The following is a 15,163-nucleotide window of genomic DNA, read 5'->3' as shown; positions in this document are numbered from 1 at the left end:
AAGCATGACCGAAACGCTGACCCCGCAGAGCATCCCGGACCTGCGGGCCGGCATCGACCGCGGCGAGATCGACCCCGTCACGCTGGTCCGCGGTGCGCTGGCCCGCATCGCCGAGACCGAGGACCGCATCCAGGCCTTCGCCGCGGTGTTCGCCGACGAGGCGCTCGCCGTCGCCCAGTCCCAGCACGAGGCGGGGGTGCCGGCCGGGACGTTGACCGGAATACCGTTGGTGGTCAAGGACATCTACGATGTCGGCGGCCACCGGACCGGAAACGGCTCGCCGGGTACGCCCGAGCGGATTGCCGACGCCGACGCCGAGGCGGTGCGCCGGCTGCGCGAGGCCGGCGCGATCATCCTCGGCAAGGCCACCACTCACGAATACGCCTACGGGGTCAACACCCCGCCCACCCGCAATCCGTGGTCGACCGATCGCATCCCGGGCGGATCCAGCGGCGGCACCGCTGCGGCGATCGCCGCCGGCGTGGTCACCGCCGGGCTCGGCACCGACACCGGCGGCTCGATCCGCATCCCCGCCGCATTGTGCGGTGTCGCCGGGCACAAGCCGACCTACGGCATGGTCAGCCGGCGCGGGGTGAGCGCGCTGAGTTCCACCCTGGATCACACCGGACCGCTGGGCCGGAGCGTCGCCGATGTCGTGGCGCTGCTCCAGGTGATCGCCGGGCACGACCCGGCTGACCCGTTCAGCAGCACCGCGCCGGTCGGTGACCTGCGCGCCGAATTCGGCCGCGGTCTGGCAGGTCTGACGATCGGCGTCGCGCAGACGTACTTCTGCGACCGGCTGGAGCCCGACGTGGCGGCCGCCTTCGAATCGGCCGTGCGCACCCTGGAGACCGCGGGTGCCGTCATCCGCTCGGTCGAATTCCCGGATGCGGCCTTGAGTTCGGATGTGGTGAAGGTGGTCTGCGGGGTCGAGGCCGCCGCATGGCACGACGCGCAGACTGGTACCGACCAGACGCGGTTCGGGGCAGATGTCGTCGAGGCGCTGGCGGCCGGCAGGGCCTACCGGGGTGTCGAGTACCTCGCCGCACTGCGCGCACGCGACGCCGTGATCGCCGGCATGGACGTCATGTTCGGTCAGGGTATCGATCTGCTGGTGTCCCCGACCATCCCGATGACCGCGCCGCCGTTCGGCGCCACGGAGCTGCTCTTCGGCGGTGCGCCCACCCCGATCCTGTGGGCCGTCAACGCGCTGACCGTTCCCGCCAACGTCACCGGGATGCCCGCACTGACGGTGCCCGCCGACTTCGGGTTCGACGGCCTGCCGATCGGACTGCAGTTCATGGGCAGGCCCGGCGCCGATGCCACGGTACTGGGCGCCGGGCACGCATTCGAAGCGCTGGCAGGCATCGTCGACACCCCGCTACCCCTGTAGAGAACCGAGGAGATCCGCATGAGCACAGCAGGTACCCCGTCCGCCGAGGAATTGGCGGCGGTGTTCGCCTACGCCGGACTGACCGTCTCGCCGGAACGGATGGCCGAGAACTACCCGACGTATTCGTCGACACTGGCCGTGATCCGGCAGGCGTCGGCTCCCGTTCTCGGCGAAACCGTTCCCGCCGTGGGCTTCACGGCCAGCTGGGACTGACACCCGAGAGCAGAACGAGGAAGGACACGCACGTCATGGACCTGTACGAACTACCCCTGATCGACGTCGCCGAGAAGATCCGCACCCGGGAGGTGTCGCCGGTCGAGGTCGCCCGGTCCGCGCTGGCCCGTCTGGACGAGGTCGAACCGCGGCTCGGTGCGTTCGTCACCGTCACCGCCGACCTCGCGCTGCAGCAGGCCAGGACCGCCGAGAAGGAGATCGCCGACGGCGGCTACCGCGGCCCTCTGCACGGGATTCCGTTGGGGGTCAAGGATCTCTACGACACCGCCGGCGTGGCGACCACGTCGAGTTCGGCACAGCGCGCCGAGAACGTGCCCACCATCGACTCGGCGGCGGTGGCCAAACTGTACGACGCCGGGATGATCCTGATCGGCAAGACCCACACCCACGAATTCGCCTACGGCGCCACCACACCGACGACCGGCAACCCGTGGGCGCCGGACCGCACACCCGGCGGGTCCAGCGGCGGGTCCGGAGCGGCCGTCGGGTCCGGTGTCGTGCACGTGGCGCTGGGCAGCGACACCGGTGGTTCGATCCGCATCCCCGCCGCGCTGTGCGGGACAGTCGGGCTCAAGCCCACGTTCGGGCGGGCCTCCCGGGTCGGCGTGGCGTCGCTGTCGTGGTCACTGGACCACGTCGGCCCGTTGAGCCGCAACGTCATCGACGCCGCGCTGACCATGGCCGCGATGTCCGGGTACGACCGTCGCGACCCCGGCACCGTCGACATCCCGGTGCCCGACATGGTGGCCGGTATCGACGCCGGGGTGGCCGGCACCCGGATCGGTATCCCCACCAACTACTACACCGAACGCGTGGACCCCGAGGTGGCCGCCGCCGCGGCCGCCGCGGCGGCCACCCTGGAAGGTCTCGGCGCCGAGCTCGTGGAGGTGACGATCCCACTGCCCGAGCACGTACTGCCCGCGGAATGGGGGATCATGACGCCCGAGGCGACGGCGTATCACCATGACCACCTGAGGGATTCGCCGGAGAAGTTCACCGACGAGGTGCGCGCGCTGCTGGAGACCGGGGCCGCGCAGCTGGCCACCGACTACATCAACGCGCTGCGGTTGCGCACCCTCATCCAGGCGGCGTGGAAGGACATGTTCGCCTCGATCGACGTGCTGTTGGCGCCGACGGTGGTCGCTCCTGCGACGCTGCGGTCCGACCCGTTCGTCACCTGGCCGGACGGCACCGTCGAGCCCGCCACCGCCGCCTATGTGCGGTACTCGGCGCCCGCGAACGTCACCGGACTGCCGTCGCTGTCGCTGCCGTCGGGATTCTCCACGGCCGGCCTGCCGCTCGGTGTGCAGATCATCGGAAAGCCGTTCGCGGAGCCGGAGATCCTGCGGGTCGGCCACGCCCTGGAGGGTGCGACCGACGTGGTCGGCCGGATCGCCGCGGTCACCGCGCAGGTGGCGTAGTGCCGGGAGCAGTCGGGCTGCGCGTGGTCGAGAAGATCGCCGGTTGGGAGACCGACCCGGTGATCGCCGAGCGGCTGCACGCCCTGGCGCACCGGCAGGCCGTGGAGTACGTGCACCTGGCGGTGCCCGATCTGGACCGCAGCCGGCTGCGGGTCACCTCCGATGCGGGTGCCGACTATGCGGTGGCCCTGCCGCGCGGCACCGCCCTTGCCGACGGTGCGGTGCTGGTGCTCGACGACGAGCGCGCCGTCGTCGTGCGGGCCGGTGCCGCCCGGACACTCGAGCTGGTACCCGGCGATATCGCCGCGGCGCTGCGCCTGGGGTATCTGGCCGGGCACCTGCACTGGAAGGTGGACCAGCACGGTGAGCGGCTGCTGGTGCACCTACAGGGACCCGAGGCCGACTACACGTCGCGCATCTGCGAGCTGCTGGACACCGGCCGGGTCCGGCGGTGCGGCGATGGCTGACCACGCCGCACTGGTCGCCGCGATCCGATTCGCCGACAGCGCGTTTCCGTCCGGGGGTTTCGCGTTCTCGTCCGGGCTGGAGGGGGCCCACCGGGACGGGCTGATCGGCGACGAGGACGGTGTCACCGCCTACGCCGCCGAGCAGCTCGACGGGCGGTGGCACCGCGGTGAGCGGGTGATCCTGCGCCGGGCATGGGCCGAGCCGGTCGGGGCCGACCGGCTCGCCGAGGCGTCGGCGACGATGTCGGTGCTGCGGCAGGCCTCGCGTCGCGCCGGCGCCGCCACCCTCACGACGTTCGCCGCATTCACCCGCGGTGTGGCCGGCTACCGGGCGGCCGTGTCGGCCGGTGACACCCCCGGGCATCTGCCCGTCGCCCAGGCGGTGTGCCTGCGGGCTGCCGGGCTGGACCTGCAGACCGCCGAGGCCGTCACCGCTTGGCAGGCGGTCAGCGGGATCACCGGGGCCGCGCTGCGGCTCGGGATCTGCGGCCACCTGGGCGTCCAGCGGGTGCACACCGCACTGACCCCCCTGCTGGTCGACATCCTGCACCGTGAACCGCCCGCCTGGCCCGCACCGTTCACGGCGTTCGCCGACATCGCCGCCCAGCGTCGCACCCCCGGGGTGCGACTGTTCGCCAGCTGACCGGGGCCGGATTGGAGACCGAATGAACCTGACCCCCACCGAGATCGAGCGCCTGATGATCTTCGGCGCGGCCGAGATGGCGCGGCGCAACCTGCGTGAGGGCCTGCGCCTGAGCCACCCGGAGGCCGTCGCCCTGCTCGTCGACGAGGTCATGCTCGCCGCGCGCAAGGACATGAGCTACGCCGAGGTCGTCGACCACGCCGCGCAGGTGCTGACAAGTGACCAGTGCGAGCCGGGTGTGCCCGACATGATCGGCATCGTCACCATGGACGCGCCGTTTCCCGATGGCACCAAACTCGTCACCCTGATCGACCCGATCGCCCGCGCCGCCGGCGACATCCGGCCCGGTGAGGTGCTCGTCGGCGACCAGCCGGTGGCCCTGTTCGAGGGGCAACCCCGCGTGACCCTGACCGTCGTGAACCGCGGCGACCGCGATGTCCAGGTCCGCAGCCAGACCCACTTCGTCGAAACGAACCCCGCCCTGGAGTTCGACCGCCGCGCGGCATGGGGGCACAAACTGGCCATCGCGTCCGGGGCCGGCGTGCGCTTCGAACCCGGGATACCGGTCGAGGTGACCCTGGTCCCGATGTCCGGTGACCGTGTCGCCCAGGGCTTCTCGGGTCTGGTCAACGGACCGTTGGACGCCGGGGTGGTGAACACATGACCTCCATCGACCGCGCGGCCTACGCCCGGATGTTCGGCCCGACCACCGGTGACCGGGTGCGGCTGGCCGACTCAGACCTGTTCGTCGAGGTGGAACACGACCACACCGTCCCCGGCTACGAACTGCTCAGCGGCGCGGGGAAATCCGTCCGCGACGGCGAAGGTTACCGACCGTCGACACTGCACGCCGACGGCGCCCTGGACTACGTCATCATGAACGCGCTCATCGTCGACGCCGTCACCGGGATCGTCAAGGCCGACATCGGGATCCGCGACGGACGGATCGTCGGGATCGGCAAGGCGGGAAATCCCGACACGATGCCCGGTGTGACCCAGGGGATGGTGGTCGGCACGTCGACGACACCGATCCCCGCCGAGGGCATGATCGTCACCGCCGGTGCCATCGAGACGCACGCCCACCTGATCTCACCGCAGCAGACCGAGCACGCGCTGTCGACCGGGACGACGACTCTGATCGGCGGTTCGCTGGGGCCCTCCTTCGAGGTCGCCACCGGCGGCCCGCGCAATCTCGCGATGTTCCTCAGGGCGGGGGAGTACTCCCCGATGAACTATGTGCCGTTCGGACGCGGGTCCTCCGACCCGGCGGCCGTGCTGGAGATGGTGGCGGCCGGCGCCGGGGCGGTGAAGATCCACGAGGATTTCGGGGCGTCGCCGGAGATCATCGACAAGACGCTGGTGGCCGCCGATTCCGCGGACTTCGCCGTGCATCTGCACACCGATTCGATCAACGAGTTCGGGTTCTCCGAGACGACGATGGCGACCATCGGCGACCGGACGATCCACCTGTACCACGTGGAGGGTGCGGGCGGCGGGCACGCTCCGGACCTGATCCGGTGCGTCAGCTACGAGAACGTCATCCCGGGCACCACCAACCCCACCAACCCCTATACCCTCGGCGGCCTCGACGAGGGGGTGCCGATGACGATGCTGGCGCACCTGATGAACTGGGAGGCGCCCGAGGACATCGCCTTTGCCGAGGCGAGGATCCGGCCGCAGACCATGGTGGCCGAGGATTTCCTGCACGATATGGGGGCCATCTCGATTTTCGGCAGCGACACCCAGGGCATGGGCCGCGTCGCGGAGAACATCGCCAACTGCTGGCAGCTCGCCGCGGTCATGAAACAGCGGATCGGCCGCCTTCCTGAAGAGACGACGGCGGCAGCCGACAACGAGCGGGTGAAGCGCTACATCGCGAAACTCACCGTCAACCCCGCCATCTCGATCGGCGTCGAGGAGCACATCGGGTCGGTGCAGGTGGGCCGGGTTGCCGACCTGGTGATCTGGCATCCGGCGTTCTTCGGGGTCAAACCGGCGGTGGTGCTCAAGAACGGGTACATCGCGTGGGCCGCGCTCGGTGACGCGGCCGGGTCGGTATCGTCCTCGGAACCCATTCTGGCGAGGGCGAATTGGGCTTCGCTCGGGGACGCAGCCGCGGACGCCGGGTTCATCTTCATGTCGGCGCTGGCGATCGACGCGGGTGTGCCGGAGAGGCTCGGGCTGCGCAAGAACGTGCTGCCCATCGCCTCGGTCCGCGGGCTGCGCAAGAAGGACATGGTTCGCAATGCCGAGCTACCGCATGTCGAGGTGGATCCCCGCACCTTCGAGGTCCGTGCCGATGGCGTGCTGCTGACCGCCGAACCCGCTGCGACGGTGCCATTTTCGCGGAAGTATCTGCTGCGGTGACGGCCGCACGCGTGGGTATCGGCGGACCCGTGGGGTCGGGTAAGACGGCCCTGGTGGAGGCCCTGCTGGCCGAGTTCGCCCGCCGCGGGCGGGTGGTCTCGGTGATCACCAACGACCTCGTCACCCACGAGGACGCCGAACGGGTACGGCGCTCGGGGCTGATCGACCCGCAGCGGGTGCGCGCCGTCGAGGCCGGCGGATGCCCGCACACCGTGATCCGCGAGGACCCGTCGCTGAACATGGCAGCCGCCGACGAGTTGGAGGCGCAGTTCCCCGACACCGAGGTGATCCTGCTCGAGTCCGGTGGGGACAATCTGGCTTCGACGTTCTCCCGGGACCTCGTCGACTACTGGCTGTTCGTCATCGACGTGGCCGGCGGCGACGACATCCCACGCAAGCGCGGCCCGGGGGTGTTGCGCTGCGATCTGCTGGTGATCAACAAGGTCGACCTGGCCCCGCATGTCGGTGTCGATCTCATGTTGATGCGCACGGAGGCCGACGCGGTGCGCGAAGGGCGTCCGGTGGTGGCGATCAGCGCCCGCGGCGGCGCGGGTGTCGACACCGTCGCCGACATGCTGGACCGGGAGGTGCTGTTCCTGTGACGGCCGCGCTCGACCTGGCGTTCGCGTCGGTCGGGGGACGGACGGTGCTGACCCGGCGGCGCTACCGCTGGCCGCTGTTGGTGGGGCGGGTCTTCGATGACGCCCGGCGCCCGGGTGGCGGGGTGCTGACGGTGCAGAACGCCGCGGGCACCGTCATCCCGGGTGATGTTGTGCACCAGCATTTCTCGGTGTCCGACGGCGCGGTGGTGACTGTTCGGGGGCAGGGCGCCACGCTGGTGAGCGGTACCCCCGGTGGCGCGGAGGCGGTGGAGGAGGTCACGGTCACCGCGGAGGCCGGCGGTGAGGTGATGTTCGTGCCCGCCCCGCGGATCCTGACCCCGCGTGCGCGGTACCGCCAGCATCTGCGGGTCGAGCGCACGCCGGGTGGGCGGGTGGTGCTGGTCGACGCGGTGGTGCTGCATCCTGACTGTGGCGCTGGGAATTTCGGGGCGTACAACTCTGTCGTCGAGATCCGCGACGATGTCGGGGAACTGCTGGCGTTCGACGCCCAGTCGATCGACGCGATGCCCCGGGTGCCGCGCGCACCGACGGCCTTCGGCACCGTCTACGTCCTGGGAGCATCGCCCACCGGCCTCGAGGCGGTGGTGGCGCGGTTGCCGGCCTACGGGGCCCTCACCGAACTGCCGAACGGCACCGGGTGGGCGGTGCGGATGGCGGCGCCCGACGGTGGTGTGCTGCGGGCCGGTCTCGCGGCGGTGCTGGAATCGCTTGTACCGGTGTTGAGCTGAGCTCACGCCTTGCTGTTGGCCAGCGCCTCGATGCGTTTGAGTGCGTCCTTGGCCAGCGCGCCGACGTCGTAGCCGTTCACCGGACCACAGGTGGTCAGCTCGACGGCCGCGTTGTGCGCGGCGACGAAGGCGTTGTCGCACGCCCAGTCGGCGCCGTGAAACGACCACACCACGATGGCCGGTGACCGCGCATCGGTCGACGCCGGCCCCATGGTGAACCGGTACGCGCGGCCCTTCATGTCGGTGACGGTGAAGGGTGTGTCCCGGCAGGACGCCAGGGTGGCACGTGCCCCGTCGACGGCGGCCCTGGGATCGAAGTCCGAGGCGTAGACGGCGACGATCTCCTCGACGTACACCTCGTGGCCGTCCGTCGTGACCCAGTGTCCACCGTCGGTGGCGGCCGGATGGTGGTCGACGATGAACGGGGCGTCCTGCTCACGGGCCACGCCCGCGCAGGAGTGCGGTTCGACGGTGACGAACCTGTTGCCGTCCTTGTCCTGGGCGTGCTTGCTGAGCAGGTCGCCGACCTGGCTGGCCAGGATGGGCCCCACCCGCGGCGCCGAATGCGGTACCGCGGTGTCGATGACGCGGGTACATCCGGTCAGGTTGGCTATCAGCCCGGCCGCGACGACGCAGCTAGCCGTCGCCAGGCGACGGCGCGCTCGACATTTCTTCCAGACAGCCTTCCGCGATGGCATGCCTGATGCTATCGGTCAGCTTGGGGCAGGACCGGGCGCGGGCGGGATCGCCACCGGCGGCCCGGATCTCGCTGAACACGGCGCACCGCTGGGTGGCCTCGCTGTTCCACTGCACCGAGGTGTGCTCGGGGCCGAGCTTCTTCACCTGCACGGCGACGTGGCAGAACCGGCAGTCCACCGACACCAGGCCCGACGTCAGGTAGCGTTCCCGATCGCGTGCCGTGGCTTCCCGCACGGCGGCGGCCCGGCGTGGATCGTCGGCGAAATCCGGTGCCTTGGACCACGACCCGGCCGCGGCCTCGCTCTCGGCCGGCTGGCCGTGATCGTCATCGTGGCCGAGCAACTCCAGCATCGAGCGGGCCAGATCTTCGACATCCGGTGTCCGGGCCCGCTCGTTGTGGGTGGTCATTGGGTCGGTTGGGTCGCGGCTTCGTTCCGGCGCTTGAGGTTCTCCTCGACCTCGACATGCCACTTCTCGTTGGCGGCCGTGGTGTCGACCTCCATCTCGAACCGGTCGGTCATGTCCGGGGTGATGTCCGCGACGTCGACGTAGAACTGCTGGTACCACCGGCGCATCTGGTAGACCGCGCCGTCCTCCTCGACCAGCAGCGGGTTGTCGATGCGGGTCTTGTGCTTCCAGATCTCGACGTCCTGCAGGAAGCCCTTGCTGACGCCTTCGGTGAACACCCGGGCCAGTTTGTCGGTGGTCTTCTCGTCCAGACCCTTGGGCTTCTCGACGATGACGCCCCACTGCAACATGAACGAGTCCTGGGTGACCGGGTAGTGGCAGTTGATCAGGATCGACTCGGCCTTGAAACCGCCGTAGTTGTTGTGCAGCCAGTTGATCATGAACGACGGCCCGAAGTAGCTGGCCTCGGAATCCAGGTGCGCCTCGCCATACGAGGTGCCCAGGTCGCTAACGTCGGGCCGGCCCACGTTGTGCAGGTACTGCGAGGCGATGTGGCCCTCGAAGACGTTCTTGAAGTAGGTCGGCAGTCCGAAGTGGATATAGAAGAAGTGCGCCATGTCGGTGACGTTGTCGATGATCTCGCGGCAGTTGGAACCCTCGATGAGCATCGAGTTCCACCGCCAGTCCGTCCAGTCGTCACTGGCGAACTCGGGGATCTCCGGGATACGCACCTCGGGCTGCGGCGGATTGCCCTCGTGGTCGTGCCAGACGAACAACAGGCCGCCGCGGACGTCGGTGTGCCAGGAACGGGTGCGGGCCAGCCGCGGCGTGCGCTTGGCGTAGGGGACCAGCTTGCACTTGCCGTCGCCACCCCAGCGCCAGTCGTGGAACGGGCAGGCCACCTCGTCGCCCTTGATGGTGCCCTGCGACAGGTCACCACCCATGTGCCGGCAGTACCCGTCGAGGATCTTGAGCTCACCCTTCGAGTCGGGGAAGACCACCAGTTTGGTGCCGAACACCTGCACCGGATGCGGCTTGCCGTCCAGGAAATCCCGCACCGGCCCCAGGCAGTGCCAGCCGCGCGCATAACGATCTGGCAGGGCGCCGGTGTCGATCTCCCTGATGCCGGCGGCTGATTCGGTACTCACGGCGGGCCTCCCGTATCGGTCTCTCTAACTAGAACACGTTACAGTTTTGGCCCTCCATCGCGCAACGCGGGCATGCCTACCTGCGGTATATGTGAACCATGCCTCTTTACGAGTTCGAGGGTCGGGCGCCCGTCGTGGACCCGGGCGCGTTTGTCGCCCCGACGGCGACCCTGGTCGGCGACGTGCACGTCGCCGCGGGAGCATCGGTCTGGTTCAACGCCGTGCTGCGGGCCGATTACGCGCCGATCATCATCCGGGAAGGGGCCAACGTGCAGGACGGGTCGGTGCTGCACGCCCCACCGGGAATCCCGGTCGACGTCGGCCCGGGGGCGACCATCGCGCACGGTTGCGTCATCCACGGCGCGCATATCGGCAGCAATGCGGTGATCGCCAACCACGCCACGGTGCTCGACGGCGCGGTGATCGGGGCGCGCACCCTGGTCGCCGCGCACGCGCTCGTGGTCGGCGGGACGAAGGTTCCCGACGAGGTCTTGGTCACCGGTGTCCCCGCCAAGGTCAAGGGGCCGATCGCCGGTACCGGCGCGCAGACCTGGGTCCAGACCAACGGCGAGGCCTATCAAGACCTGGCGCGCCGCTACCGCGACGGCCTCACCGAGGTACTCACAGCGCAGTAGCCAGGCCGGTGCGCAGGGCGATTGCCTGCATCTTGCCGACGTTGGTGACGAACTGGTCGGTGGTGGGATCGCCGAGTGCACTCTGGAACTCCAGCCGGACCAACGCCCGGTCCACCGTGAAGAACATCAGCGTGACCGACTTGTCCTCGTCGGGTTTGGCGCCCCTGACGACGATGCCGCCGTTGCCGATGGCGATGGGCTGCGGCGTGCCGCCGGCCACCAGCGAGGGCAGTGTCGCCTGGGCCTGTTTCAGGGTGGCCGCGGCGGTCGCGGCGTTGGGGTAGATCAGCACCACACTGCTGATCGCCCGGGTGTCCTCGTCGTTGACGAAGAAAGCGCTCGCGCCGGGCACCCCGTCGGGTTGGGACTGCACCGACTGCTGGTGGAAGGTGTCCTCGGTGTCGCTCAGGTCCTCCGCGGTGACCAGGAGCTTCTGGTAGTCCGGTGCCGCCTTGGGGGACGACGGGGCAGTCGTGCTCGTCGAGGTGGGCTGTGCCGGGAAACCGGGAAGGCTGGTCGCAGCGGGGCTGCTGCCGTTGGTGCCGGCGCACCCGCTGACCAGGACCGCAATGAGAACGGTTGGGACTGCGAAGCGAAACAATGTGCTCTGTCACTCGTGGGGAAGGTTGACCTCGGAACTACCGTCAACCGTACAGAGCCCGAGTGGCCGGCCTCAGTCGGCGGCCTCAGCGGGAGTGGCCGTGCTCGCTGCCCGGTCCACTTCCCAGTACGCCCGCAAGGCCACCAACTCGCCCTGGGCGTTCACCCGATAGGTGAACACGCCCTCGGTGGTGATGCGGTGTCCGCCCATCGTGGTGACGATGCTGCCGATGTTGGCCTCCTCGTCACCGCACTGAAAGGTGTCGACGAAGCGGAACTCCAGGTTGTCGGTCGGCGCGATCGCCTTGTCCCAGAACGCCGCGATCGCCTCCTTGCCGCGGTGCCCGGTGCCCTCGGGGTCGAAGAACGACGGCCCGATCGGATCCTGCACCACCGCGTCGTCGGCGAACACCGCCAGCCACGCATCCTTGTCGCGCGCGGCCACGGCGGCGCGGGAGCGCTTGCCCGCGAGGTGGGCGGGATGCCCGGGATCGGTGATCGCCATGTCAGCCCTTCGGTGCCGGCTTGTCGGCGCCCACCACCCACATGGAGTAGTACTGCGCACCGCCGCCGTAGGCGTGGCCGAGCGCCTTACGGGCCCCGGGCACCTGGTGGTCACCGGCCTTGCCCATCACCTGGATGGCGGACTCGGCGAACCGGATCATGCCCGAGGCGCCGATCGGATTCGAGGACAGCACGCCGCCGGAGGCGTTGAACGGGATCCGCCCGCCGATCGCCGTCTCGCCGGCTTCGGTGAGCTTCCAGCCCTCGCCCTCGGGGGCGAAGCCGAGGCTTTCCAGCCACATCGGCTCGTACCAGGAGAACGGGACGTAGACCTCGGCGGCGTCGATCTCGTCGATGGGGGAGGTGATGCCGGCATCGCGCCACAGCGCGGTGGCGGCATCCCGGCTGGCTTGCGGGTTCACCTGGTCGCGGCCGGCATATGCCAGGGGCTCGGTGCGCAGCGCGGTGGCGTGCACCCAGGCGACCGGGTGGCCCTTGGCGAGGTGCGCTTCGGCGGCTTCCTCGTTGCCGATCACCATGGCCGCCGCGCCATCCGAGGACGGGCAGGTTTCGTCGTAGCGGATCGGGTCCCACAGCATCGGCGAGGACATCACCTTCTCGACGGTGATGTCGGGCTGATGCAGGTGCGCCAGCGGATTCTTCGCCCCGTTGAGGCGGTCCTTGACGGCCACGATGGCGCCGATGTGGTTGGGGGCGCCGGAGCGGCGGATGTAGGCGCGGATATGCGGGGCGAAGTAGCCGCCCGCTCCGGCGCCCACCGGCTTGGTGAACGGCACCGGAATGCTCAACGCCCACATGGCATTCGACTCCGACTGCTTCTCCCACGCCATCGTCAGCACGCGTTTGTACTTGCCGGACTGCACCAGGCTGGCCGCGACGATCGCGGTCGAACCACCCACCGAGCCGGCGGTGTGCACCCGGATCAGGGGCTTACCGGTGGCCCCGACACAATCGGCCATGAACAGCTCGGGCATCATGACGCCCTCGAAGAAGTCGGGCGCCTTGCCGACCACCACGGCGTCGATATCGTCGAAGGTGGAGTCGGCGTCGGCCAGCGCCCGGTCGATGGCCTCGCGCACCAGGCCGTTCATCGACACGTCATGGCGCTTGGCCACGTACTTGGTCTGCCCGGTGCCCAGCACCGCGGCGAGCTTCTTGGTCATCAGTTCTTGCCCTCCAGGACGGCAACCAGGTTCTGTTGCAGCGCAGGCCCACTCGTGGCGTGCGCCAGCACGCGCTGCGCGGAGCGAGAGAAGATGTGCTGTGCGGCGAAACCGATCCGCTCCAGACCCGCCGAGAACATCGGATTGGCGGCCAGGGCGCCACCCGACGGGTTGATCTTGGTCTTGTCCGTCAGCCCGATCGCTTCCTTGAGGATCAGCTGCTGGTGGGTGAAGGGCGCGTAGATCTCGGCGACGTCGATCGAGCCCGTATCGCCGTTCGTGGCCGCCTGCGCCGAAGCCGCCGTCGACGGGGATACCGTCAGGTCGCGGGCGCCCAGGATCGGCGTCTCGATTCGGTGCTCGAATCCGGTTATCCAGGCCGGGTTTTCGCGCAATTCGCGGGCCTTGTCACCGGCCGCCAGCACGATGGCCGACGCCCCGTCGGTGATCGGGGCGATGTCGTGGCGGCGCAGCGGATCGGCGAAGTAGGGCCGGGACAACAGGTCGTCAATGCTGCCGGTGACCTCTTCCCGGTCGGTGCGGCCGCCCGCGGCGTAGGAATCCAGCGCCACCTGGGCCATCTGTTCTGCCGTCCACTTACCGGCATCCAGCCCGGCCCGCGCCTGCAGGCCCGCCATCGACACCGAGTCCGGCCACAGCGGCGCGACGGTGTACGGATCGGTCTGCAATGCCAGCACCCGGCGCAACGTGCCCGCCGAGGACTTGCCGAAGCCGTACACCAGCGCGGTCTCCACCTGGCCGGTGAGCAGCTTGATGTAGGCCTCGTACAGTGCCCAGGCGGCGTCCATCTCCACGTGGCTTTCGTTGATCGGCGGGATGGCGCCGATCGAGTCGATTGCCGAGATGAACGAGAAGGCCCGTCCGGCAAGGTAATCCGACGATCCGGAGCACCAGAAGCCGATGTCGGTCTGCTTGATGCCGAGTTCTTCGTAGAGCTGGTGGAAACACGGCATCAGCATCTCGACGCCGTTGGTGGTGCCGTCGGTGCGGCGGACGTGGGGCGCGTGCGCGAAGCCCACCACTGCGATATCGGTCATGTGCGTGCAGCCCTTTACAGGTGGTGCTTGTAGGAGTCGTAATCGGCGTCGGGTTCACCGGTGGGCTTGAAGTAGTCGATGTTGTCGATACCGAGCCCCCATTCCTCGCGCGGCTTCCACACCGCCTGCACCCGCATGCCCATCCGCACGTCGGCCGGGTCGATCTCGGTGACCAGATGCAGGAACGGGATGTCGGCCCCGTCGAGCAGCACGTACGCCGCGACGTACGGCGGCTTGATGCGCTGCCCGGTGAACGGGATGTTGATGATCGCGAAGGTGGTGACGGTGCCCCTGTCGGGCAGTTCGATGAACTCGTCGAGTTCCAGGCCGGTCGCCGGATCGGCTTCCTTCGGAGGGAAGTACACCTTGCCGGGCTCGCCGTCGCGGCCACGACGGGTCCGGGCACCGAGCAGCTTGCCCTCTTCCAGAGCCTTCAGGAAGGTGGTCTCGGGCAGCGACGCGGTGTGCTGGATCTCGATGAAACTCGGGGCCACCTGCACGGTGACGGGCTCGCGATCGTCGGGCGCGCCCTCGGGCTCGGGATCTTCCCCCGGCAAGAAGTACGCGATATCGGTGATGGCACCGACGGGCGCCTCGACCCAGTGTGCGTGCACCCGGGCGCCGGTGCTGATCTCGTCGGCCGAATCCACCGCGACCGCGTGCAGCAGCGGGGTGTCGGCGCCGTCCAGTGTGATCAGGGCCCAGGCGAACGGCCGGTCCAGTGGCTGACCTTCCAACGGGGTGGACTGCCACGTCCAGGATTGCACCGTCCCGACGCTGCTGACCGGTACCACCTCGGTCAATGGCTGATAGGTGACGGGGTCATACTCAGCGGGCGGGACATGTACCCGGCCGTCCGAGCCGCGCACACCGACGATTCGCCGTTCCCGTAACGCGGTGAAGAACTGGGACAGCCGAGGTCCGACTGAACGGGTGTAGTCGAATGAGAGCCTCAGCGGAGCTGACAGGGGCCGCTCATGCTTGTCGATCTGCACCGGGCTGCTTTGGCCTGTGGTCACGGCATCGAGTAGAACAGGTTCTAAGAATGGTT

Annotated in this window: 18 protein-coding genes; 10 read left to right on the top strand and 8 right to left on the bottom strand. The window is 69.1% G+C overall.

All coding sequences use genetic code 11. The features are described from left to right. The first annotated feature begins 4 nt into the window (after nucleotides 1-4). From AWB94_RS14005 to AWB94_RS13965, 9 genes are read left to right on the top strand one after another with little or no spacing between them, the layout of a single operon-like run. Complete coding sequence (locus AWB94_RS14005) at nucleotides 5-1,393, top strand: amidase (protein ID WP_062655889.1); 1,389 nt, start codon at nucleotides 5-7, stop codon at nucleotides 1,391-1,393. 18 nt (nucleotides 1,394-1,411) lie between these two features. Next, nucleotides 1,412-1,606, top strand: a complete 195-nt coding sequence (locus tag AWB94_RS14000; protein WP_062655888.1) for a hypothetical protein — start codon at nucleotides 1,412-1,414, stop codon at nucleotides 1,604-1,606. A gap of 35 nt (nucleotides 1,607-1,641) precedes the next feature. Further along, complete coding sequence (locus AWB94_RS13995) at nucleotides 1,642-3,048, top strand: Asp-tRNA(Asn)/Glu-tRNA(Gln) amidotransferase GatCAB subunit A (RefSeq protein ID WP_062655887.1); 1,407 nt, start codon at nucleotides 1,642-1,644, stop codon at nucleotides 3,046-3,048. Further along, nucleotides 3,048-3,515, top strand: a complete 468-nt coding sequence (ureE, locus tag AWB94_RS13990) for an urease accessory protein UreE (RefSeq protein ID WP_062655886.1) — start codon at nucleotides 3,048-3,050, stop codon at nucleotides 3,513-3,515. The genes AWB94_RS13995 and ureE overlap by 1 nt, the downstream gene beginning before the upstream one ends. After that, nucleotides 3,508-4,158: an urease accessory protein UreF gene (locus AWB94_RS13985; RefSeq protein ID WP_062655885.1), complete on the top strand. Its 651-nt coding sequence runs from the start codon at nucleotides 3,508-3,510 to the stop codon at nucleotides 4,156-4,158. Before ureE ends, AWB94_RS13985 begins: the two co-directional genes overlap by 8 nt. Nucleotides 4,159-4,180: 22 nt before the next feature. Then, nucleotides 4,181-4,822 carry an urease subunit beta gene (gene ureB, locus AWB94_RS13980; RefSeq protein WP_064961260.1) on the top strand — a complete coding sequence of 214 codons (642 nt, stop codon included), beginning with the start codon at nucleotides 4,181-4,183 and terminating at the stop codon, nucleotides 4,820-4,822. Next, nucleotides 4,819-6,525 carry an urease subunit alpha gene (gene ureC / locus AWB94_RS13975; protein WP_062655884.1) on the top strand — a complete coding sequence of 569 codons (1,707 nt, stop codon included), beginning with the start codon at nucleotides 4,819-4,821 and terminating at the stop codon, nucleotides 6,523-6,525. The genes ureB and ureC overlap by 4 nt, the downstream gene beginning before the upstream one ends. Next, nucleotides 6,522-7,127, top strand: a complete 606-nt coding sequence (gene ureG / locus AWB94_RS13970; protein WP_062655883.1) for an urease accessory protein UreG — start codon at nucleotides 6,522-6,524, stop codon at nucleotides 7,125-7,127. Before ureC ends, ureG begins: the two co-directional genes overlap by 4 nt. Then, on the top strand, nucleotides 7,124-7,876 hold the full coding sequence (locus AWB94_RS13965) for an urease accessory protein UreD (protein ID WP_062655882.1): 753 nt from the start codon (nucleotides 7,124-7,126) through the stop codon (nucleotides 7,874-7,876). Before ureG ends, AWB94_RS13965 begins: the two co-directional genes overlap by 4 nt. 2 nt (nucleotides 7,877-7,878) lie before the next feature. Here AWB94_RS13965 and AWB94_RS13960 read toward each other — a convergent pair whose 3' ends face one another. From AWB94_RS13960 to AWB94_RS13950, 3 genes are read right to left on the bottom strand one after another with little or no spacing between them, the layout of a single operon-like run. Next, the gene (locus tag AWB94_RS13960; RefSeq protein WP_084395057.1) at nucleotides 7,879-8,574 is read right to left on the bottom strand and encodes a sensor domain-containing protein; all 696 of its coding nucleotides are present in this window, start codon (nucleotides 8,572-8,574) and stop codon (nucleotides 7,879-7,881) included. Beyond that, nucleotides 8,513-8,983 (bottom strand): hypothetical protein, encoded by a 471-nt coding sequence (locus tag AWB94_RS13955; RefSeq protein ID WP_062655881.1) that lies wholly within the window; start codon nucleotides 8,981-8,983, stop codon nucleotides 8,513-8,515. Before AWB94_RS13955 ends, AWB94_RS13960 begins: the two co-directional genes overlap by 62 nt. After that, entirely contained in the window at nucleotides 8,980-10,131 is a 1,152-nt protein-coding gene (locus AWB94_RS13950; RefSeq protein ID WP_062655880.1) for a 3-ketosteroid-9-alpha-monooxygenase, oxygenase component, read from the bottom strand. The genes AWB94_RS13955 and AWB94_RS13950 overlap by 4 nt, the downstream gene beginning before the upstream one ends. 98 nt (nucleotides 10,132-10,229) lie before the next feature. Here AWB94_RS13950 and AWB94_RS13945 point away from each other — a divergent pair, with 98 nt between their 5' ends. After that, on the top strand, nucleotides 10,230-10,766 hold the full coding sequence (locus AWB94_RS13945) for a gamma carbonic anhydrase family protein (RefSeq protein WP_062655879.1): 537 nt from the start codon (nucleotides 10,230-10,232) through the stop codon (nucleotides 10,764-10,766). Here AWB94_RS13945 and AWB94_RS13940 read toward each other — a convergent pair. The 5 genes from AWB94_RS13940 to AWB94_RS13920 all read right to left on the bottom strand — a co-directional run bounded on the left by AWB94_RS13940 (nucleotide 10,753) and on the right by AWB94_RS13920 (nucleotide 15,131). Continuing rightward, nucleotides 10,753-11,367, bottom strand: coding sequence for a hypothetical protein (locus tag AWB94_RS13940; protein WP_062655878.1), 615 nt, complete (start codon nucleotides 11,365-11,367; stop codon nucleotides 10,753-10,755). The two genes, AWB94_RS13945 and AWB94_RS13940, sit on opposite strands and share 14 nt — an antisense overlap. A gap of 72 nt (nucleotides 11,368-11,439) precedes the next feature. Then, nucleotides 11,440-11,871 (bottom strand): nuclear transport factor 2 family protein, encoded by a 432-nt coding sequence (locus tag AWB94_RS13935; protein ID WP_062655877.1) that lies wholly within the window; start codon nucleotides 11,869-11,871, stop codon nucleotides 11,440-11,442. Nucleotide 11,872: 1 nt separating this feature from the next. Continuing rightward, nucleotides 11,873-13,054: a thiolase family protein gene (locus AWB94_RS13930; protein WP_062655876.1), complete on the bottom strand. Its 1,182-nt coding sequence runs from the start codon at nucleotides 13,052-13,054 to the stop codon at nucleotides 11,873-11,875. Further along, entirely contained in the window at nucleotides 13,054-14,112 is a 1,059-nt protein-coding gene (locus AWB94_RS13925) for a thiolase family protein (protein WP_062655875.1), read from the bottom strand. The genes AWB94_RS13930 and AWB94_RS13925 overlap by 1 nt, the downstream gene beginning before the upstream one ends. A 14-nt stretch (nucleotides 14,113-14,126) precedes the next feature. Next, nucleotides 14,127-15,131, bottom strand: a complete 1,005-nt coding sequence (locus AWB94_RS13920; RefSeq protein ID WP_062655874.1) for a Zn-ribbon domain-containing OB-fold protein — start codon at nucleotides 15,129-15,131, stop codon at nucleotides 14,127-14,129. Nucleotides 15,132-15,163: the final 32 nt, after the last annotated feature.

Origin of the sequence: Mycolicibacterium canariasense (genome assembly GCF_002101555.1) — a bacterium.
Taxonomy (GTDB): Bacteria; Actinomycetota; Actinomycetes; order Mycobacteriales; family Mycobacteriaceae; genus Mycobacterium; species Mycobacterium canariasense.
Note: the sequence above shows the minus strand (reverse complement) of the source record. Positions and strands in the feature narration are given on the sequence as shown.